Annotated in this window: 19 protein-coding genes; 8 read left to right on the top strand and 11 right to left on the bottom strand. The window is 31.2% G+C overall.

All coding sequences use genetic code 11. The features are described from left to right. Nucleotides 1-9: 9 nt before the first annotated feature. Nucleotides 10-333, bottom strand: a complete 324-nt coding sequence (locus DW114_RS14910) for a PTS sugar transporter subunit IIB (protein ID WP_117454535.1) — start codon at nucleotides 331-333, stop codon at nucleotides 10-12. A gap of 194 nt (nucleotides 334-527) precedes the next feature. Here DW114_RS14910 and DW114_RS14905 point away from each other — a divergent pair, with 194 nt between their 5' ends. After that, complete coding sequence (locus tag DW114_RS14905; RefSeq protein ID WP_117454557.1) at nucleotides 528-2,441, top strand: BglG family transcription antiterminator; 1,914 nt, start codon at nucleotides 528-530, stop codon at nucleotides 2,439-2,441. Between the two features lie 132 nt (nucleotides 2,442-2,573). Continuing rightward, nucleotides 2,574-2,792 (top strand): ATP-binding protein, encoded by a 219-nt coding sequence (locus tag DW114_RS14900; protein WP_158552295.1) that lies wholly within the window; start codon nucleotides 2,574-2,576, stop codon nucleotides 2,790-2,792. A gap of 95 nt (nucleotides 2,793-2,887) precedes the next feature. Here DW114_RS14900 and DW114_RS14895 read toward each other — a convergent pair whose 3' ends face one another. The 4 genes from DW114_RS14895 to DW114_RS14880 are packed head-to-tail and all read right to left on the bottom strand — an operon-like array spanning nucleotide 2,888 to nucleotide 6,559. Then, nucleotides 2,888-3,355, bottom strand: a complete 468-nt coding sequence (locus DW114_RS14895; RefSeq protein WP_117454533.1) for a PTS sugar transporter subunit IIA — start codon at nucleotides 3,353-3,355, stop codon at nucleotides 2,888-2,890. 56 nt (nucleotides 3,356-3,411) lie between these two features. Continuing rightward, nucleotides 3,412-3,714: a PTS sugar transporter subunit IIB gene (locus tag DW114_RS14890; RefSeq protein ID WP_117454532.1), complete on the bottom strand. Its 303-nt coding sequence runs from the start codon at nucleotides 3,712-3,714 to the stop codon at nucleotides 3,412-3,414. Between the two features lie 13 nt (nucleotides 3,715-3,727). Beyond that, on the bottom strand, nucleotides 3,728-5,167 hold the full coding sequence (locus DW114_RS14885) for a hypothetical protein (protein WP_117454531.1): 1,440 nt from the start codon (nucleotides 5,165-5,167) through the stop codon (nucleotides 3,728-3,730). Between the two features lie 36 nt (nucleotides 5,168-5,203). After that, nucleotides 5,204-6,559 carry a PTS transporter subunit IIC gene (locus DW114_RS14880; RefSeq protein ID WP_117454530.1) on the bottom strand — a complete coding sequence of 452 codons (1,356 nt, stop codon included), beginning with the start codon at nucleotides 6,557-6,559 and terminating at the stop codon, nucleotides 5,204-5,206. A gap of 365 nt (nucleotides 6,560-6,924) precedes the next feature. On the opposite strand from DW114_RS14880, the gene DW114_RS14875 reads away from it, so the two are divergent. The 3 genes from DW114_RS14875 (at nucleotide 6,925) to DW114_RS14865 (ending at nucleotide 9,110) form a co-directional block, all read left to right on the top strand. Beyond that, the gene (locus tag DW114_RS14875; RefSeq protein ID WP_117454529.1) at nucleotides 6,925-7,674 is read left to right on the top strand and encodes a DeoR/GlpR family DNA-binding transcription regulator; all 750 of its coding nucleotides are present in this window, start codon (nucleotides 6,925-6,927) and stop codon (nucleotides 7,672-7,674) included. Nucleotides 7,675-7,809: 135 nt separating this feature from the next. After that, nucleotides 7,810-8,316 carry a hypothetical protein gene (locus DW114_RS14870; protein ID WP_117454528.1) on the top strand — a complete coding sequence of 169 codons (507 nt, stop codon included), beginning with the start codon at nucleotides 7,810-7,812 and terminating at the stop codon, nucleotides 8,314-8,316. Next, nucleotides 8,313-9,110, top strand: coding sequence for a DeoR/GlpR family DNA-binding transcription regulator (locus tag DW114_RS14865; protein ID WP_117454527.1), 798 nt, complete (start codon nucleotides 8,313-8,315; stop codon nucleotides 9,108-9,110). Before DW114_RS14870 ends, DW114_RS14865 begins: the two co-directional genes overlap by 4 nt. Nucleotides 9,111-9,542: 432 nt before the next feature. Here DW114_RS14865 and DW114_RS14860 read toward each other — a convergent pair whose 3' ends face one another. The 3 genes from DW114_RS14860 to DW114_RS14850 all read right to left on the bottom strand — a co-directional run bounded on the left by DW114_RS14860 (nucleotide 9,543) and on the right by DW114_RS14850 (nucleotide 12,232). Continuing rightward, the gene (locus tag DW114_RS14860) at nucleotides 9,543-10,127 is read right to left on the bottom strand and encodes an SdpI family protein (RefSeq protein ID WP_117454526.1); all 585 of its coding nucleotides are present in this window, start codon (nucleotides 10,125-10,127) and stop codon (nucleotides 9,543-9,545) included. A gap of 90 nt (nucleotides 10,128-10,217) precedes the next feature. Further along, entirely contained in the window at nucleotides 10,218-11,510 is a 1,293-nt protein-coding gene (locus DW114_RS14855) for a GHKL domain-containing protein (protein ID WP_117454525.1), read from the bottom strand. A 17-nt stretch (nucleotides 11,511-11,527) separates the two neighbouring features. After that, nucleotides 11,528-12,232, bottom strand: coding sequence for a LytR/AlgR family response regulator transcription factor (locus tag DW114_RS14850; RefSeq protein WP_117454524.1), 705 nt, complete (start codon nucleotides 12,230-12,232; stop codon nucleotides 11,528-11,530). Nucleotides 12,233-12,426: 194 nt separating this feature from the next. On the opposite strand from DW114_RS14850, the gene DW114_RS14845 reads away from it, so the two are divergent. Beyond that, the gene (locus DW114_RS14845) at nucleotides 12,427-13,128 is read left to right on the top strand and encodes an ABC transporter ATP-binding protein (protein WP_117454523.1); all 702 of its coding nucleotides are present in this window, start codon (nucleotides 12,427-12,429) and stop codon (nucleotides 13,126-13,128) included. Nucleotides 13,129-14,408: 1,280 nt separating this feature from the next. Continuing rightward, nucleotides 14,409-15,797, top strand: a complete 1,389-nt coding sequence (locus DW114_RS14835) for an ATP-binding protein (protein WP_117454521.1) — start codon at nucleotides 14,409-14,411, stop codon at nucleotides 15,795-15,797. Between the two features lie 64 nt (nucleotides 15,798-15,861). Here DW114_RS14835 and DW114_RS14830 read toward each other — a convergent pair whose 3' ends face one another. The 3 genes from DW114_RS14830 to licT all read right to left on the bottom strand — a co-directional run bounded on the left by DW114_RS14830 (nucleotide 15,862) and on the right by licT (nucleotide 20,136). Beyond that, a complete protein-coding gene (locus DW114_RS14830) occupies nucleotides 15,862-17,277 on the bottom strand; it encodes a glycoside hydrolase family 1 protein (protein WP_117454520.1) in 1,416 nt (471 codons plus the stop codon). A 13-nt stretch (nucleotides 17,278-17,290) separates the two neighbouring features. Next, complete coding sequence (locus DW114_RS14825) at nucleotides 17,291-19,150, bottom strand: beta-glucoside-specific PTS transporter subunit IIABC (RefSeq protein WP_117454519.1); 1,860 nt, start codon at nucleotides 19,148-19,150, stop codon at nucleotides 17,291-17,293. A 134-nt stretch (nucleotides 19,151-19,284) separates the two neighbouring features. After that, entirely contained in the window at nucleotides 19,285-20,136 is an 852-nt protein-coding gene (gene licT, locus DW114_RS14820) for a BglG family transcription antiterminator LicT (RefSeq protein ID WP_117454518.1), read from the bottom strand. A 357-nt stretch (nucleotides 20,137-20,493) separates the two neighbouring features. Between licT and DW114_RS14815 the strand changes: the two genes are divergently transcribed. After that, nucleotides 20,494-22,374, top strand: coding sequence for a BglG family transcription antiterminator (locus DW114_RS14815; RefSeq protein WP_117454517.1), 1,881 nt, complete (start codon nucleotides 20,494-20,496; stop codon nucleotides 22,372-22,374). The last annotated feature ends 53 nt before the right edge of the window (nucleotides 22,375-22,427 follow it).

Raw genomic sequence — 22,427 nt, 5'->3', positions numbered from 1 at the left:
TCCAAATTTTTAATCTTTCTCTACTTTTAATTCCTGAAGTACAAGCTCTAATAATGCTTTTCCATCCAGCATGGAATAAATTTCTTCTGGAATAACAATGACTGGAATTTGATAAGGTTCTGCTAATTCCTGAAAAGCTTTTAGACGAAATTCATAGTGTGGTCCGATACACAGAATATCCATTTTCGGTAAATATTGTGTTACTTCGCTTTCACTCTTTGCTTCTACTGTTACATCAATTTTCGATTTTTTTGCTGCTGCCCTAGCTTTCTGAGCCAAAAAACCTGATGACAATCCCCCTCCACAGCATAAGTAAATATGTAATTGTGCCATAACTTAATGACCTCCTTCTTCGTAATGCAAGTTCTTGAACTTTACATCTACATTTAACCATTCTCATTCATTTCTCTCAAACGAAAAAATGCACTGTGCAAAAGCAATAATTGCACGGTGCAATTTTCCAGTTTCACAATACTGAAAAAACCATTATAATATACTTAGTAATGCTAAAAAAGGAAGTGAAAATGATGAAGAAAAAGCAAGAAGAGTTAATAGAATATCTGTATAAACACAATAGAACCACTTCAGAAGAATTATCAAAATCTCTTTCTATTTCTATTAGAACTGTGAAATCTTATATATCCGATTTAAATTTTCAATTTCCTGAATTAATCAACTCCAATAATAGAGGCTATGAAATAGATAAACACAAAGCTTCCGTATTATTGCATTATAAAGATAATATTCCACAAGACTATGATGGTCGCTGTATTTATATTATCAAGAAATTATTGCTGGAAAAGCAGATAGAAATTGACCTTTTTGATATATGTGATGAGCTGTTTATCAGCGATTCTACGCTAAAAAATGATATTTATAAGATGAATACTTCTTTTGCGAATTTCAACATTACATTTTCTTGCCAGGATAACAAAATTAAAATCTATGGTTCAGAAAAAAATAAACGTAAATTAATTACACATGTGATGTCTGAAGAAGCAAGTGGCAACTTTTTAGATTTGACGTTTCTTCAGGAAAGCTTTCCAGACTATGATATTGAGAAGGCTTGTAATGTCATAAAAGATATCTTCCAAAAGCACCATTACTATATCAATGACTTCTCTTTTATCAATTTAATTTTACATGTAACGATTATGGTCAATAGAATTCATAATGGTAATCATATCGCTGATTCTGATGATCATACTACTGACTTAATTATTAAAAAGCATCCAATTATCACAGAATTATGCACAGCATTAGAAGATATATTTCAAGTTACTTTTACATCTTCAGAAATGTTTGAAGTGTATATTCTATTTAAGACCAATGCCAATTTCCACATAAAGGAACAAGGAGATGATTTATCAAAAGTCGTACCACAAGATATATTAACCATCACAAAGGATTTAATCCAAAGCATTGATCAGCATTATTTTGTGGATTTAAGTTCAGAAAGTTTCATGACACCTTTCGCATTGCATTTAAAAAATCTGAAACAGCGATTATTAAATCATACAGTCATTAAAAACCCAATGTTAGAGTCCATCAAAATTTCCTGCCCCACAATATATGATATTTCAACCTTTATGGCTTATCAGTTAATGCAGATCTTTGGATATGAAATTAGTGAGGATGAAATCGCATTTTTAGCCCTTCATGTTGGTACAGAAATTGAAAGAAAAAAGAGTATTGAATACAAAGTCAGCTGTATAATTTTGTGCCCAGAATATTTAAACGTAAGTTCCATGCTTTATAATAAAATTTTAATGGATTTTGGTGAACAAGTAGAAATAAAAAAAGTGATTTCTTTTGAAAATGAACTAGAAAATGAGATATTTGATCTATTAATCACAACAATCCCTGTAGTATCAAAAGGCAATTATCTATCCGTTTTACTTTCACCGTTCAATATGAATTATGAAAAAAATAAAATCATGGACGCCATCATAAAAATAGAAAACAAAAAGAAAGGCAACATCATTGCGGACAATATCAGTTTATATTTCAATCCTGAATTATTTTATATCATGAATGATAGAACAGCACGTAAAGAAGAAATCATAGAGCTTTTAGCTGATCAAATGATATCATTAGGATATGTTGCCTCAGATTTTAAGGAAGAAGTATGGAAACGGGAAAATGCCAGTTCTACGGCTTTTATGAATATCGCAATTCCACATCCTATGAAAATGAGTGCTTATAAAACAAGTATTGCAGTAGCAATCTGCCCCAAAGGCGTAAAATGGACAGATTCTCGTAATGTGAATGTCATATTTATGATTGCGTTTAATAAATTAGATAACAAGCATTTTCATGAGCTTTATGAGTCACTAATATCACTGGTCAATGAACAGGATGTTATATCTGAAATTAAAAAATGTAAGGATTTTGATGACTTTAAAAATATTATCATTCATAACTATATACGATATAACTAAATAGAATCTAATTCTTTACATATCCCAATCAGCTTAAGTAATTATTCCAATAAAAGGTACTTCTTATTGATGTTACCTTTTTATAATGTTAAAATACGTTTAGATACAAACTATATGAAAGTGGTGATGAACGTGTTTTTTGGAAGGAATCGAGAATTAGAACAATTAAATGAATTATATGAATCAAATAGATTTGAATATGCTGCGGTCTATGGAAACATTCATGTAGGTAAAACAACTCTAATCAAAGAATTTTGTAAGGGAAAAAGGTTTATTTACTATCAGGTCACAAACTGTGACAAAGACTATAATTTAGCTAAACTAAGTGAAGCGATTCATGATATGCTTTAAATGAAAACATCCATGTATTATCTATCTCGTGTATAGGAAACAAATAATTTATATGTGATTTTTTATGACAAACCAAAGAAAAAGGGAGTAGTCATTTACTCCCATGTTGATAGATTAAATTTCTTATCGATTTCAATCAAATCATTATTATTTTCGGCATTGATCAATGCATTGACAATATCTTTATCCGCTAATATTGTCGCAAGCTGCATCATTTGTTTCATGTGTGCATCGTGATTTATACTGGCTAAAACAAAGAAGATACGTGCATCTTTATCTGGATTTCCTTTTTCAAAATGCACTGGTTTCGCTACTCGCATGAAACCAACTTCTGTACCATGAACATCATCACCACTTTCTGTGGAATGTGGCATCGCAATATTGGGTGCTAACACAATATATGGTCCATATTTTGCGATACAAGCAAAAATAGAAACAATATATCCTTGATCAATAATGCCTTTTTCAAGCATTGGCTGACAGCTTGCGGTTATAGAATCTCTCCAATCATCAAAACCATCATAAAAAGAAACCAATCCTTTATCTATAAGTTCTTTAAACATAAAAACCTCCAATCCTTTATGATAAAGTGAAGCAGCGAAAATTCGCTGCTTCTGTTTTATTTGTGCAATTCTTCTGGAAAATGTTCTTTGATTGTATTCATCAATGTTTCACGAACACCCTCAAGATCTACAAGATTCTTTGTCTGAGCCAGAATTGCATTTGTTGGTGGAAGCATTGCTGTCCATTCTGGACTTGTTAACACAATATCTGTATTTTGTAAGTATGCAAGAGCTTCACCAAAAGCACATGATTCAACACTTGCATCAATGTTATTCTCATCACATATTCTTCTTACATTGATTTTTAAAATCGTACTTGTGCCCATACCATTACCACAGACACATAGAATATTCAACATAACGCTGTCCTCCTTAAGCAATCACTGCTTCCATTCCCATCAATTTCGCAAAATCAGCTAAATCCTGTGTATAATCTCCATATACCCATGCGAAGTGATGACCAAAATCTTCTTCTTTACGATGGAAATCTGTAGAATCTTTTACTTTAAATACAACCGCATGACGACATTCCTGAGTTAAGAAATCATCACATCCAGTAATCTCACCTTTTGCGATCATCATCTTATCCATTCTTGGACTTAAATTGATCATGGTAATTGCATTGCCTTTATCTTTTGCGAAGTCATAACGCATAGTTGTTCCCCAGTTTCCTCTTGTAAAGCTTACATAATCAATAGGTAAATCTGGTTCATCATAGCCTTTCATCTTCTTTGTACAAACATCATGTAAAATTCTCATGGTATTGTTTTCTAAGTCCTTCACATTTACCATACAGTTTCCCATATGTGGTGATTTTCTCGTTAAGTTCATTAAAATAGCCAAAGAAACAACAGAACCAACATCTGCGGCGCATGCTGCTGGAATGCCACCATCTTTCAGTAAAGAATTTGTTAAACAGAACGTTAAATGACGTTTATCCAGTTCTCTTGTAGCACACATTTCAAAACATGGAATCGTAAATGCACTACAATTGAATAAATCCAGCATTTTATTTACAGCAACATAGAAACGCGTATCATTTACTACATTTTCAGCAGGCATATGCATACAATTTGCATCTTTTACCAAACCATCCGCAATACGTTTTGCTTCATTGTTTTCTTCATCTGTGAATTCATCCATAATCTTAAAGAATTCTAGTCCATTAAAGTTTAAAATTTCCATTCCAAATCGATCAGTAATATCCTGTAAATTAATAAATGAACTAACACAACCAAATGAAATTACATTATCACGAAGGGCAAATAGCAATTTTGTATCATGAATAGCTTTTCTTGTTCTTAATAAACGGAACATTCTATTCAAATCGTCATAATTCAAAGCGTTATACATTTCTTTAAATCCTAATGCTTTCATATGTGCAGTAGAATCAATACCACCCAAACGTGAATATTTACTTGATGTTAACGGACAGAAGAATAATGGTTTATTTGTTCTTTTTGCCAAAATAGTGGAAACATATGCAATTAATCGTGTACCAGAAATCAAATATGCATCGACCTTCTGATTATTCTCAATTGCTTTTTCGACTTGATCATCAGGAACAGCAAAATCTTCATGCCATTCGATAAATTGAGTATCTAATAATTCCACAAGATTCGGATCGACATTTTCTGCGATTTCAGAATTAAATTCTGCCAAATCTTTTTCTGCTGCATTATGATCAAATTCATAACTCAGTTCTTCGCCAAACCCATAACGGCATGGTCCCATAAAACGATGCTGATGCATTAAACTGACAAATACTGGCTGTACAATCAACTTCTCATTTACTTTACTGTTTTTATGCATAATAACAACCTCCTTTTATTTTTTTATATCTGCAGGTTATGCTCCTACTGGTATACCTAACATAGATCCAATGGCCTTTAAAACACCAATTACTACAACCCAAATGGTTGCGTAGTCTGCACTACCTTGCCACCATGACAAGCCAGTCATCTGAACAGCTAACATAGAACCAAAGATCTGAATGATTCCATTCACTGTACAGATCACACCTGCAGCTTTCCAACCACCAAATTTATTAGCAAATATAGCGATTGTGGCGTTATCAAAGAACAAAGGAATAAATCCTGGAATCAGGAAAATTGGTGATTTAAAGATGATTAACCCTAATAGACCAATGACCTGTCCCAATGTACCAAATATCAAACCAAGAACAACAGATTTTGGTGCGAATGCAAATGTTGCGGCACAATCTACACCAGCAACTGCTCCTGGTAATAACTTTTCTGAAATACCTTTAAATGACATCATAATTTCACCAACAAACATACGAACACCTGCTAATAATACATAGATGTTGGCTGTCAATGTAATTGTGATCCAGAATAAGAATACAATGTTGTTTTTCAAACCTGCCTGCGCAAGACCATCAGCACCTCGCAGCCAGTCAATATTTTTTGAACCAACAACCAGCATAATAATAGCTACAGAAATAAACATAACCAATGCTGTCGCAATGATGTTATCCTGTAAGATATTTAAAGACGCCGGCAGTTTTTTCTTTTCAATATCATCCTTTTCAGGATGACCAATATAAGGTGCTAATTTATATGCCAAGAAGCTGATAAACATCTGTTGATGGGCAACTGTGAAATCTGCGCCGGTAATTAAATGCGTTGGTTTTATCAACATAGTTGAGAAGATTCCCCAATATAATGCTGTAATAATTGAAGCAATGATAATGGTTGGAACCATACCAGTACCTAAAAACTTCCAAACGATATAAGTTGAAATACCAGCCTGTACAATCATGGCATTACCAGTTAAGTAAACTGCTCTGATTTTCGTGAATTTACGTAAAGCGACGAAGATCAAGTTTAAGATAAATGCCACAAGTAATGTATAAATACCCCAGCTGGCTCCTGTTCCTGAGCCCAATATCGCATCCATCTTTTCATAAGCTGCTGTCATCGTAGGATAAGTATTCAGCCCAGCACCTGTGATGCCTGTTGCTGTTTGTATTGCCATAATTAACTTATTGAAATTCGCAATCAAAGCCCCGGAACCCATGCCCATAACAATTACACCGATAGCTGCTTTTAAGGCACCTGTTAAAGCTTTTGAGAATTTTTGATTCATTGCCAGATAACCAATCAGTACGATAATACCAATCAGTATGAATGGCTGTCCAAATATCTGATTTAACACTAAATCCAATAACCAATTGAAATTCATGTTACTCTCCTTTCTGTTTCTAAGCGATGTTATGTTATCTGTAGATCTTCCAAAGAACAATACGCTTAAGACTTTGATAGCGTTTGCAAACACTTTTCACTAAGATTATGCGCTTTGGTTTTTTTACCGTCAATGAATTTTATTGCGAATTATTCACTCTTTATGAACGTTATTTGATTTATTGATAAATTTGATATTTTTATGAAAACTTCAGCTTTTTGCTTGTTTTTCCCCATTTTTAATCAATAAAGCAATATAAATAAAATGAAAAAACTCGTATAATTGTGCGTTTTTATTGACCTTTGCTTCGCAAGGTTTATAATCAAATTAGACAACATATTGATATTTTTTAATTGGAGGCTATTATGAAAAGTGAACAGTCAAATATAGATAAGCGGCAACGCCTGATCATTGAAATATTGAAAACAAAACATACCATTACCGTAAAAGAATTATCTGATATCTTACATATAAATCCAATCACGATTCGCCGTGATTTAAGTGTTCTGGAAAAAGAAGGACATATAGAGAAGTATTATGGTGGTGCACGCCTTATACAAGGTAGCAATCAATATTCATATATAGATCATACAAAAATCGCACTAGCAGAATATGCGGCAAGCTTTATTGATGACTTTGATATTATTTTTATAAACTCCAGTTCTACCGCTTTATTAGTCATTCCATTTATAAAAAGAAAAGCCGTTACGATTATCACAAATAATGCAAATGTCTTGCATATGCAGCATGATGCTAATGTTTCTATTTTCTTAACAGGTGGTATTTTACATAATCCAAAGAAAAGCCTGATCGGTGATTTAGCATTAACCAATCTAAAAAAAGTGATGGCTACAAAATGCTTTATTGGTTGTGATGGTATTTCATATGAACATGGAATCACCACAAATATCTGTGAAGAAAATAATATAAATCAAATGATGATTGCACATAGTAAACAAACCTTTGTTATTACCGAGCATCAAAAAATAGGTAGAAAAAAAGATTTTATCACAAGTACCATATCAGATATTCATCATCTGATAACTGATCATAATTGCCCAACTGATCTTTTAAAGTCATTTGAAAAAGCTTCCATTACACTACATGTCATTTAACAGGTAGTGTTTTTTTGTTTTAGAATAACTTCGTTCATTTTATGTTCATTTATGTATATTTTATATCCTATATGATTGTTATATGCAAATTCCGGTGTTATCATGTCAGTGTACATGATACGAGGAGGAATCTATATGATATATTATTTAAATTTCACAGTTTCAATACTGATTATTCTAGCGTGTTTTTATATTATATATCTTGTATTTAAGCGTAATAAGAAAATCATTGTAAAAGGACATGATGATATATTCACGATTGCTTTGATCATGTTTTTTGTGATTATCATATTCCCAATCACGCAAACGATAACACTTATGGAAATCGTGCGTAATATATGTATTTATACATTCTTATTTTCAACTTTCGCTATAAAACGTGGTATCAGTGAGAAAGGTTTTGAGAAAGTATTCTTCACGGTTCCCTGGTCCACAATCGAAGAAATTGAAATATCCATATGTCAGACAGCAAAATTTCAGGTTGTATGTAATACAGGAAATTTTCACTTTAAGCTGATTTTTAAGAATATACAGCTAAAAAGAGTCCTTTGGGAATTAGATAAATATCATAAGAATATAAAAATTGAAAAAGCGTTACAAGATCTCCTTATCAAAGAGGGAAAGCAAAGGCAAACATTATGAAAACCAAGAAAGTTATCATTGATGCCCGTAGAGATGCTTTATTAAAAGAACTAAAAACGGCTGGACATCTAACTGTAGATGAATTGGTAGAACGCTTGCATGTTTCTCCTTTAACTATACGCAGAGATTTACAATATTTGAATGATCATGGCTTCATCGAAAGATTTTATGGTGGTGCCTCTATCATAGATTTTGTAGGAACTGAACATGACCCTGCATCTTCAAATGAGCCCTATAAACACGCTATCGCTAAATATGCGGCACAATATGTAAAGGATAATGATGTGTTATTTATTAATACCAGTTCTACTGCTTTGTTATTGTTATCGTATATAAAAGGTAAACGCGTGACGGTGGTCACAAATAATGGTAAAGCCATATTTATCGATCATGACCCAATGATAACAATTGTATTATGTGGTGGTGAATTACGTTTTCCCAAAGAATCTATGGTGGGTGATTTTGCCTTAAATAATTTAAATAAAGTAACTGTCAATAAATGTTTTCTAGGGTGTAGTGGGATTGATGTACATAGCGGCATCAGTACTTCCATTATTCAGGAAGTTTCTATCAATGAAGCAATGATTAGACGTTGCAATGGTCCTGTCTTTATACTGGCAGATAGTACGAAAGTTGGTCTTGTTCATCAATTTAATGCATGCGATATTCACGCAATTCAATATTTGATTACTGATAAGCGTCTAAAGCCTGAACAATTAGATGAATTTTTAGATGCCGGCATCAATACGATCTGTCTGGATCCTTTATATAATTTTGATTCAAAATACGCTTAAAATACTACCTCAAGGTATATGATTGATATATCTTATCTAATATACAGATAAACCAATATGAGGAGGTGCTATATACAAATCCTGTTATAGCACATAAGCATTCTCAAAGCAGGGGACAATCACAGTCATACCAGTCCATATGATGAGGCAATTGATTATCTCCCAATGATAGTAAATTAATCTCACAGATTTCTTATTCCTTTCAGTAAAGCTATGCGCAAATTAAGAATCTGCCTGTGTTTGAAGAAACAGCCTGCTTTGGGAAATGCTATATAATAAAATTATATTTCATGAGCACTCAACATAGTGATGATGTTGAATTTTGAGGTGTTGGTGCCTACCTGGATGATGCGCAAGAATCTGATGTGAATTTGTTTATTTAAATTATAAAAAATAACCAAGACGATTTAAGTTTGGTTATTTTTCTTTTAATTAATATTTTGCTTTTAAGAACATTTTGATCAAAGAAGCGATAGCTGGCAAGCCTATCCAAGCAATCATAATACATAATGTAAGCTTATCAAAATCATTGCATAAAGGTATTGCTATCAAATACATAATAGATAAAGGAATCGATAAATATCCTAATAAATGATTCGCCACAAACCATACCTCCTCATCCAACACAGTCCAAGGAAGCCTTAATCCAATGTGTTGATTAAATGGTATGTTTAATGTATAATAGCCTAATCCTATCATTATAACTATCACAAATATTGCAGCAATCCATTTCTCTTGTTTTTCTGTTTTTATAATTTGAAAATGAACCAGCATTGCAGCTATGACACCTAAAATTAACAATACAACACAAAAACGTATACTGCTTTTCATAATATCAAATTGAGGATTACTTTCTTCAATATGAGTTATATTTGTTAAATTTGTGTATAGTATCCATGCACACAATATAGATAAAACAATAAGAAGAACACCTCCTATAGTCGCAGTACCATTTAATAAAAATATGCTATATGCCAACACACTTAAACCTAATATAACAATTCTTTGCCTTGACATGAAAATACCTCCTAACAAACTTATGTTATCATGTTTAAATGTTAGTTGAAGTATTTTTGTTTATCATGCAATTATTTGGTCTATCATGCACTAAGAAACATGATTTTCAGGTAATATGATGGATGTATAAAATGTTTGAAGATTTGGATCATAGTCAAAGAGCATTCTACCGTGATGTTCTTCTACGATATTTTTTACTTTCTTTAAACCAAACCCATGTTGATCTTTATCATTTTTTAATGTTTGAGGAAATCCATCAATGATATTGGCATTTATACAAGAATTTATCATCTTTATGATAATGTATTTTTTATCTTCTTTTAATTTCAGTATTATATTTCGACAGTCTGTACATTTTATACAGCTTTCTATTGCATTTTCTAGCATATTACTGAAAATAATATTTTGCTCAAGAATGCTCAAACAAGACAAGTCAATTTCATCGATATCCAGTTTGATTCTAATATGTTCTTTTTCTAATATATTCACATACTGACTCATGACAATGTTTAAAATTTTTTGACTTGTTTGTACTGTATAATCTGTTTTTTCAACATCATGATTCAGTTCAGTAATATAAGATAAAAGAGCGTTATAATCATTTGATTTAATAAACTGACTCATGATATTAAGATGCTTTTTGATATCGTGAACAAAGGTTCTTGTTGCATCATATTTATTTTCTAAAAGCTGATAATTTAATTCATCGATTTTTTCGTAGGATTCTTTTAACTTCATATTACTGTTTTCTTCTACGATTTCTATAATATCGAAAAAGATATAAAATGATAATATATTAGATACTAATAAACCAATCAAAATCAAAAAGACTGTAAAATAATCACCTGATAATATATTATCAAAATTATCCATACTACTTATAAATAGAACTGAAGTAATTGGCAAGCATAGCAGCAGTATGGTTTTCTTTGGATACTTTGTATTCGATAACGTTTTTAAAAACTTTGAGAACATGGACATAACAATATATAAAAACGTATTGGAGGATATAATTCCAATTAAATTATAGATGTGATTTGCTTTTATATCATTATAATCCATATGAAATATATAATGAATAAGCAATAAAGAAAACATTTCAAGGATCATACCAAAACAAATATAAACGAAGGTTATATATATTTTTACAGACGATTTACCATCGTAACAACTGAATAATATCGCAATATTTATCGCCATCATCATGATTGCATTCAAAAATGGATATGGCAGGCTATTCACAACACACAAACAGATAAGCTCTGCTAAGAATAGGCAATATATACAATTTTGATTTAGCTTGGGTTGAAAAAGTCTGCTGATAATCAAGAAGAAAATGCCAATATTTAAAATATTTGAAACAAATAGATTAAAGAATTCCATACTGTTCTCCTTTCTTTTTAGATGTTATTGCTAATAAAATGAATATAATCATCGATAAAATGATCTTTGTAAAATCTTGATAATGGTATCGTGCTTTGTTGTTGATTCATATAAATTTCCTGATGATTGTAATCTTCGACATTTTGTAGATTCACATAAAATGCTTTATGTGACTGAGAAAAACAATATGGTTGTAATACATCCTTCCAATACGATAGTGTATAAGGTGTGATATACGTTTTATTTTTTGTATGCAAATAAGTTTTTCTTGCCAGTATTTCAACATATAAAATATCTTTGATATAAATCTTCTGCTTTACAACTTTAGGATCTAAAATAAAACTACTATTTCTTATATAATCTTGGATAACTTCCTGCATATCTATTTTGAATTCATTATAATCAATTGGTTTTGTGAAATAGCGTTCAGCTTTCACTTTATAACCATCTTTTAAGTATTCTGTATGCCCAGATACTAAAAACAGTTTATATTCATAATTCATATGATTAATATGTTTCGCAATTTCTATTCCATTTGCATCTTTTAATTCAATATCCAGAAAAATCATCTGATAGCTTGCGGCATTGTTTAATAAATCTCTTGCGGATGTGAACAGACGAATTTCAAAATCAATATTCGATGATTCAAAAAATTTTTTTACAATTTCATTTGTTATAGTGATATCTTTTTCATTATCATCACAAATCGCTATTTTTATCATTATATATAAACCTCCAAATCACTACCTTTTTCATTATGGTATTATATCAAAAAATTTTATGAATAGTGTTATGATTCATCGATTAAATAAATTTCAACTTGCATGATAGACAATAAATTTGAATGATAGACATTGATGTTTGCATTTTATATAGATATTCCATACAATGAAACTAATATGAAAGGAGTCTGTATATGATAGAATTGAAAAACATCTCATTTGCCTATCAAGATGTTTATATTTTAAATGATATCACGCTAACATTAGAAAGCAACAAAATCTATGGCTTGATTGGAAAAAATGGTGTTGGTAAAACCACTTTATTGAAGGTACTTTCCAGATATATCAACACAAATAACGGAAATATTATAATAGATGGTATTTCTATAAATCATACAGATTTTTTAGATACGAATATTGCTTATGTTTTTGATGAGTGTATTTGTTTTAATGAACTTACATTTGTAGAACATCTAATCCTCATAGCGAAATCATCAGGATTAAGCAAAGAATCATGTATGCGTTTCATACATAGCTTTATCATGAACCTCGATTTAGATAAATACAAAAACAATTATCCAAATACCCTTTCAAAAGGTACTTTACAACGATTAAATATTGGAATGGGATTAATTAGGCATGCTTCATACTTGCTTATGGATGAACCATTTAATGGTTTAGATCCTGTACAGACAACAAACTGTATAGCTCTTATAAAAAATTATCAGAAAGAGGTAAAAAACACAATTATTATTTCAAGCCATCAATTAGAAAATCTAAGCACTTTATGTGATGATTACCTGATTATGACTTCTTCGAGGATTTTAAAAATACAGAAAGATCAAATCAACGAGAAAGATATCATAGAGATGTTAAGCCATGACACAGTTGATTAATATTGCACCAGTCTTAATCAAGATACAATGGAGAAAATTTATCGGTTTTATAAAGCGAAGAAAATTAGTACTTTTATTCATTACCGGTTTAATTATCCTCTTGTTTCTGAGTGATAAATTTACACGTATCCATATCACGTTATCAGATGATATATTATTCATTTTTTTATTGATTTCTTTCCAGCCATTATTTCAAGATATTCCCCAAGTCATCATCCATCCTAATCTTGTGCTATTAAAGTTGATTGATTTTAAAGTCTTTAAATGCATCTATTTCTTCAAAGCAATCATAAAACCAGTGATTTTTATCATTTTATCAAGCATATTTCTTCCAATGTTTTTTGATATTCATACAGCATCATTCATCATGATTCTATTGATTCGTTTATCCATAGCAAATCATACCTTTTTGAGATTTCAATTACATCATAAAAATACATCATTATCAATTATTTGTATTGTCTATCTTTGCGCTTATTATTTTCATAGTTTCTTTTTAATTAATACATTTATTCTTATCCAGATACTGTATGTATTGCTAAAGAAACAGTTATTTTATGAAAAAATCATTAGTATCTATCGATCTATTCTACGATTACAGCAAGGCTTTCAAACTGATTTTGAAGGATTCATAAAGGCTCAAGAAACGTTAACAAAAAAAACTTATCATAAACATAGAAATTATCTATTAGAAAATTATGATCATCCTTATTTCTTTTTTAAGATACAATATTCCAGATTTATGGCTGAACACTCCTTATATATATCAGAAAGCTTATTTTCTCTCTTTTTAGCATTATGTTTCCTTATTTTTAAGTTATATAAAGATATTCTCCTGACTGCTATTCTTTTCTTAGTGTTTCATTCATTATCACAATTATTAAATCCAATATATAGTAAGAAAGAACAAGGATTTTACTTAAAACTAAATAGAAAAATGATTTTTCAAATATTTATCCTTCCATCGTTTTTTGTAAGTTTACCATTTACATTATTCATACTGATGATTAGTAAAAATATCTTATGCGTAATCCTGTTACAATTTCTACTTTCTTTATCTTTTCTTATGAAAGAAAAATCTAAGATTATAAAATGTATATATGTAATTATTATGCTATGCCTTGTACTTATTTTATTCTTTCAATAAAAATCTCATCTATTAACAGTTCCTTAGATATTACTAAATCACTGATATTCTAGTATAATTTCGCATAAACTAGTGATATAATGTTAGTGAATCGTAATTATGCTAATCATGATTCGGTAAAGGAGTGAATCTTATGTTTATCGGTAGACAAAATGAGTTAAAACTACTTAATCAGTTATATGAAAGCAATTCTTTTGAATGTCTTATTCTATATGGAAGAAGGAGAATAGGAAAAACTTTTCTATTGGATGAGTTCGCAAAGAAAACAAATTCATTATACTTTCAGGCGCAAGAATCTACGGACCAATATAATCTAAGTCTGTTTTCACAAAAAGTATTAAGTAAATTTCCCGGTCCAAGTTATCTAAAAGAGTTTTCTAATTGGCATGATTGTTTTCAGTATTTATATGAAAACTTACAAAAAGAACCTTGTGTTCTAATGATTGATGAATTTCCTTATTTGGCCTATCAAAATTCTTCAACCCTTTCTTTATGGCAAGAATTTATTGACCACTCATTAAGAAAAACAAAAACTTTACTGATATTATGTGGTAGCTCTATCTCCTTTATGGAAAGTGAAGTGCTGGGATATCAATCACCCCTTTTTGGAAGAAGAACTGCCCAGTTAAAACTAGAGGAACTTACTTTTTTTGATGCGCAACCTTTTTATTCAAACTTTTGTTACGAGGATCAAATCAAGCTATACTGTACGCTTGGGGGCACTCCTTATTATCTTTCCATGATAAAATCTGATGAAAGTGCTGATGATAATATCAAACGACTATTCTTTAGTAATTATGGCTATATGTATAATGAAATGGGGATGCTTTTAAAACAAGAGCTACGCGAACCTGCTGTTTATAATAGAGTCATTCAGGCGATTGCCTGTGGTAAAACAAAAATGAATGAAATATGTGATTATGTAAATGAATCCAGCAGTAAAGTAAGTAAATATCTCAGTAATCTAATACAACTACAAATCATTGAAAAACATCTTCCCTTTGGTGAATCAGAAGGAAAAAGCCGCAAAGGGGTTTATCAATTATACGATTTGGGATTTCGTTTTTACTATCGTTTTGTATTTCAAAAACAAGCATCTATCAATACTGGTTTAGGAGATAATGTTTATGATCAAGATGTTAAACCATTTTTAAGTGATTATTTAGGATATGGCTTTGAGAAAATTTGTATTCAATATTTGGTGAAAGAAAATCTTAAAGGAAATCTACCTATTCAGTTTACACGTATAGGAAATTGGTGGGGAAATAATCCAAAAGAAAAAAAAGAAGAAGAAATTGATATTATGGCAGATGATAATATGAATCTGATCATTGGCGAATGTAAATATAAAAATGAAAAAGTAGAATTTTCTATCCTTCAACAGCAAATAGAAAGATCTAAATTATTTCCAAAATATAAGAACTACCATTATTTCATCTTTTCAAAATCAGGCTTTGATTTTGATATTCATACAGTAGATAAGGCGTTCCATTGTATAACCTTGGAAGAATTATGCAAATAACATTTAAAAACTAGTGAATTATGATTTGGCTAATCGTAATTCACTAGTTTTTTATACTTATATTTTATTTTTCTATCAGATTTAATCCTTGGCTGGCAATGACCTCTTTATACCAATAAAAAGATTTTTTACGATATCTTTTTAAAGTACCACTACCATCATTATTTCTATCTACATAAATAAAACCATATCTTTTTTTCATTTCTGCGGTAGAGGCACTGATTAAGTCTATGCACCCCCAGGCAGTATATCCCATGACATCTACTCCATCATCAATCGCTTTTTTCACTTCTAACAAATGATCATTCATATAAGCAATACGATAATCATCTTCAACACACATGCCCTGATCAGTTTGTACAAGCTCATCCATTGCGCCTAAACCATTTTCCACAATAAATAATGGCTTTTCATAACGTTCATAATACATGTTCAAAATATATCGTAACCCTTGAGGATCAATTTGCCATCCCCATTCACTTTCTTTTAGATAAGGATTTTTTACCCCTGTAGTTAAATTACCTTTCCCTTTTTCATATTGGGAATCATCTTTTGCCATACATTTTGACATATAATAACTAAAAGATAAGAAATCACAAGTATTTTTCAGAATTTCCATATCTTCATCTTCCATTTGAATGTGAATATTTTCCTTTTCAAACATTTGTTTTGTATAAAAAGGATAATGTCCTCTCATATGGATATCCGTAAAGAAAAAGCCTTTTCGATTTTCTTCCATCACTGCGATAATATCATCCGGATGGCAGGTTCTAGGATAATTAACCAGTCCCAGCACCATACATCCAACCATATTTTCAGGATCTATTTCATGGGCTAATTTCACTGTCATTGCGCTGGCAACAAGCTCATGATGCGCAGCCTGATATAAATCCTGTTTACTTAGTTTTTCTTTTGGTGTTAAAATTCCTGCGCCCATGTATGGAAAATGCCATAATGAATTTATTTCATTAAAAGTCAACCAGTATTTAACTTTTCCCTTATATCTAGTAAAGACTGTTTTCGCATAATGCGTATAAAATTCAATCATTTTTCTACTGCGCCAGCCATCATATGTTTTTGCCAGATGATATGGCGTTTCATAGTGAGATAAAGTGATTAATGGTTCTATTCTATATTTTCTGCATTCATCTATGACATCCTCATAAAACTTTAATCCAGCTTCATTTGGCTTCTCTTCATCTCCATTTGGGAAAATGCGACTCCATGCGATAGAAAATCGATAAACTTTAAATCCCATTTCTGCGAATAAGGCGATATCTTCTTTATAATGGTGATAATAATCAATGCCTTCTAGTTTTAGATTTCTTTCTTCTATTGTTTTTCCTGGTGGCTTCATCACGCCATCTGGCATAAAGTCTTGAATCGATAAACCTTTTCCATCTACGTTATAAGCACCTTCGCATTGATTTGCTGCTGTGGCACCGCCCCATAAAAAGTTCTTAGGAAATGCTGTTTTCATGTTTTCTACATCCTTATTTAAAAATTTTCATTAGTTCTTTTTCTGAACTTACTGTTTTTTCATTTGTTTCTATAATATCGATATATTCATCACTATTCGTGATGATCACTGGTGTTACTATATCATATCCTGCCTGTTTAATTGCTTCTATATCAAATGTTAATAATAAATCATTTGCTTTTACTACATCATTGTTTTTTACATGTGTTGTAAAACCTTTACCTTCTAATTCCACTGTATCTAAACCTACATGAACCATCACTTCCACGCCATCCTCACTTGTCATTCCAATTGCGTGTTTAGTAGGAAATACTGCATTAATCGTACCATTAAATGGTGCCCTTACTTCCCCGATGGTTGGTAATACTGCGACACCTTTTCCCATAATTGCTTTAGAGAAAACTTCATCTTTTACTTCACTTAAAGGTACAATGCTTCCTGTTAAAGGTGAAGCAATACTTACAGCTTTATTTAACTCTTTTTTTGTTTTTTCACTTTTGATATCTACTTGCGTCAGAGTTGTATTTTCTTCTTTAAATCCCATAACGAATGTCACAATAAATGTTACTACAAAGGCAATTACGATACAAATACAAGCATTTACCACATTGGAGAAATCATCACAAATATATACAGGTATTGCGGTTAATCCAGCTGTTGCACTGGCATATGTACGCATGTTTGTTAAGCCGCCCCATAATCCAGCAACTCCTCCACCAATCATAACCGCTAATAAAGGTTTCTTTAATCGCATCGTAACTCCGTATAAAGCAGGTTCTGTGATACCAAATAAAGCTGTTGTTCCTGCAGAAATTGCTGTTTGTTTCATATCTTTATCTTTAGAACGAATTGCGACTGCAAAACATGCTCCTGCCTGAGAAATATTACTTGCCAGCATACCTGGTCCTAACAATGTTCCATATCCCAATGTTGCATATTGAGCAAGTTGTACAGGCATTAAACTATAATGCATACCAGTCATGACTAGAAGTGGACAGAATGCACCCATTAATACAGGTATTACCCATCTAGCTTCATTGTTCAAGAAATTAAATACAACATATAATAGATCCCCTACCATAGAACCTAAAGGTCCAATCACGATTAAGGATAAAGGTGCCATAATCAGGAATACAATTAATGGTACTAAGAATACTTTAACAGCATTTGGACTGATTTTTTTTGCGAATTTTTCTACATAAGATTGGATTAAAACAATCAATATTGGTGGAACGACTGCACTTCCATAAGATACCAGACGAACTGGCAATCCTGCAAAAGAAAGTGGCTCCCCTGCTGCTACCAAACCAGTAAATGTAGGATGAATCAATACGGCACCTAAAACTGCCGCAAAATATGGATTACAATTAAATCTTTTTGCACTAGAGAATGCAAGGAAGATTGGCAAGAAATAGAATGCCGCATCCGCAAACATGCTTAATAAAATATATGTTTGTGAATCAGTTGTGACCAAGCTTGTCGCAGTAAGAATTGCCAATACTGCTTTTATCATACCAGCACCGCAAATAGCCGGAATAACTGGTTGGAATATTGCGGTAATTGCTCCTAAAACCTTATTCAAATGGGAAACCTTTTCATCTGTATTACCCGTTACTGTTTCATTAAAATTTCCCATTTTTCTAATTTCATCACAAACAAAAGACACATCTGATCCAATTACTACTTGGAATTGTCCTTTTTTGTTCACAACTCCCTGCACACCTTTCACACTCTGTAATTGTTCAATATTTGCCTTTTTCACATTCTTTAATGTAAAACGAAGTCTTGTCATACAATTAGTGACAGAATCGATGTTATCAATCCCGCCAACATACTCAACTACCTGCTGAGCAATTTCTTCATACTTACTCATAATATTACCTCCTGAAATTTCATCTATGTTTTCTGATGGCCATCAGTGAAAACCAAATTAAAAGCCTAAACCTGAACACTATAAAAACGTGTGTCATCGGTTTAGGCTTTGCCTACTGAAAGTTACAACCCTAATCAAGACGATTGACTAATTGCTCGATTACATACACGATTGATGTGAAGCATGAAATATACCATTTCTTCACGACTAATCGATATATGATAAAGCTCTTCTATATATCTTTTTACTTTAACTGTACATTTATACGACTCTGGATAGCGATCTTTGATTTGTTCAAATAACATTTCATCCTGTGTTTGTGCTATATCATTTGAAAATAATCTTCTGGCAAAATAGCGGATATGTGTCACAAACCGCATATAATTCATTGAATCTTCATCTAATTTAAATTGATAGTGAAACTCTACAATCTGCAATATATCTTCGACAATCTTTGTAACTGCAATTGTCTGGTTCATTTCTTCACCATCATGTTGAGCATTTACAAAATGCATCGCAATATAACCAGCTTCATCTTCATCTAATTGCACATGTGTTTCATATTCAATCATATCTAAAGCTTTCATTGCTAATTTGAATTCTTTAGGATAAAATTTCTTTATTTCCCATAATAATACATTCTTTAATTTCTCTTCTCTTTCATATCGATTTACAGCATAAGATATGTGATCCGTTAATGCGATATAAATATTGGGATCAAGTTTTACCTGAAGTTCATTTTGAACCATATCCACAATACTATCTGTTAATTCCAGATATTTAACTGGTATCTCGTCAAATAATTGTGAGAATTTCTGATTCAATTCTGTTGTATCAAATACAAACCGTTTTTGTATTTTTGTTTCATCAACTTTATCTCCCTGCTTTTTCTGGAAAGCAATGCCTTTCCCCATAAGAATGATTTCATTCTCATTTTCATCTTCAACCATGCAAGCATTGTTATTAAAAATCTTTTGAATAATCATGAAATCACTCCCTTCTACATAAAAAACACCTAAGCAATATTAAAATAATGAATAGCTATAATTCCTTAGTTTAATATCATCTAGGTGTTGCCTGCTTACCAGTTACAATCCTTATCACGCTGTTAGGATATCATGAAAAATATTAGTTGTCAACGATATTTTTTCAATTTTTATACGCTTTCACTAGATTATTTGTAAGCCTTTTCTATATATAAAGGAAAAATTAGTTTTTTACAAAATAATGCATCATACATCTGCATTTATCCTTTTTTGTATTCAATTAAAATCTTGTTCATAGCTTTCAATTTCATCAAAAACCCAGTATAATTTTAGTACATATAGAAAGGTTGAAAACACATGGAAACTTTTACGATCAGACAAATAAAATTGCTACAATGCTTTCATCCAAATGAAATCTTAACTGCCTCTCAACTATCTAAAGAGCTGAAAATTTCTGAGCGAACCATACGTAATGAAATCAGAACCATCAATGAACAATATCCAGAATTAATCCTTTCTATCAAAAGCAAAGGATATATGATAGATGATAAAAATCCAATTCTTTCCTTATTAGATGAAGATGGTTCCACAATTGGAAGGACTCGTTATCTTTATATCATTAAACAAATATTATCACAGAAGGAAACAGACTATTATCAATTATCCGATGAATTATATATTAGTGAAAGCACGCTGGATAAACAATTAAATAGTATTAATCAAATTATTGAACGAAGAAATCCTAACATGCAAATCCGTCGAAGAAACAACAAGCTCATTATCAATGGTAGTGAAGAAGAAAGAAGACAAATTTATACATATCTAATGAATCATGAAATGGACCAATATAACTTTAATTTAAATAATTATACCGAGTTTTTCAATTCTTGTAATATCAATGACTTAAAAGCATATTTTCTTGATTTTAGCGAGCATCATCATTTAAAACTGCGTGACTTTGAAATCATCTCTTTTATTTTACATATTGCGATTATGCTGGAACGTGTAAATAAAGGCAATGAAATAACAAATATTGAAGGTTATCATCCTAGTGCTGAAGCCGAGGCACTGGCTCATGATTTTTATAAAGGGTTATCAGAAAAGTTTCATGTTACTTTATCAGATATGGAATTAACATACTTATCATGTTTATTTTCCGGAAAAATCTCAGATATACAGGATCAAAAAATCCAAGAGTATCGCACCTTTATTTCAGAAATAATGAATGATATTCAACAACAATATGATTTAGACCTACATCAAGATCAAGATTTCCAAGAAAACCTATTAATACATTTTTTAGGTTTAGATAATCGTATCCGGTCAAACAGTTTTTTAAGTAATCCTCTGATTAAAGACATAAAGCTTCACTTTCCATTGTTGTATGACATCAGTGTTTATATTGCGATGAAAATGCAATCACGAACACATACCGTGTTATTAGAAGATGAAATTGGCTATATCACACTTCATATTATGAATGCTGTAGAGAAAATACAACATCATACTTATAAAAAAGTTGTTATCGTAAATCCTATGAGTACTGCTGTGGTATCTTTTCTAAAACAAAGATTGATGCGTTGTAGTGATCTAACGATTGATATCACTGGTACATTTTCTATTTTTGATATTGAGAAAGTGAAAGAATGTCAACCAGATATCGTAATTTCCTTCATTCCTCTTCCTGAAGCTTTAGATATCCCAGTATATGTATGTAAAGGATTTCCTAAAGATGATGATTTAAAACGTATTGTTCATTTACTGAAAACAAATATAACATCAAATCATATTGAACTACAGTCTTTTTTCCATCAAGATTTATTCTTCACAGATATTGATGTAGCAAGCAAAGAGGAAGCAATTCACTTTATTTGTGATAAGCTTCTTCAAAAAGGATACTGTTCTAGTGATTATGAAGAAAAGATTTTAGCAAGAGAAAAAATCGCACCTACAGCTTATGGCAATTATTTTGCTATCCCACATCCTATAGAAAAATGTGCCAAGGAAAATGCTGTATCTGTTTGTATATTAAAACATCCGATTACCTGGAATAATCGAAAAATACGTCTGATCTTCCTTTTTGCACTATCCCCGCAAAAAGATATCGCCTTTGATGAATTATTTGAAAAACTTGTTGGTTTATTAAATGATGCAAGCCGTGTAAAATTATTAATGAAGGAAAAAGATTATTCATCTTTTTTAAAGACCTTCACAGATAATGAAAGTCATGCAATCTAAAAGTAATGCAAAAAGCAACAGCACAAAATTTCTGTGTTGTTGCTTTTTTATAT

The organism is Absiella sp. AM09-50, assembly GCF_003433845.1.
GTDB lineage: Bacteria > Bacillota_I > Bacilli_A > Erysipelotrichales > Erysipelotrichaceae > Hoskinsella > Hoskinsella hominis.
The sequence above is the reverse complement of the archived record's forward strand: the minus strand, read 5'-3'. Positions and strand labels throughout refer to the sequence as shown.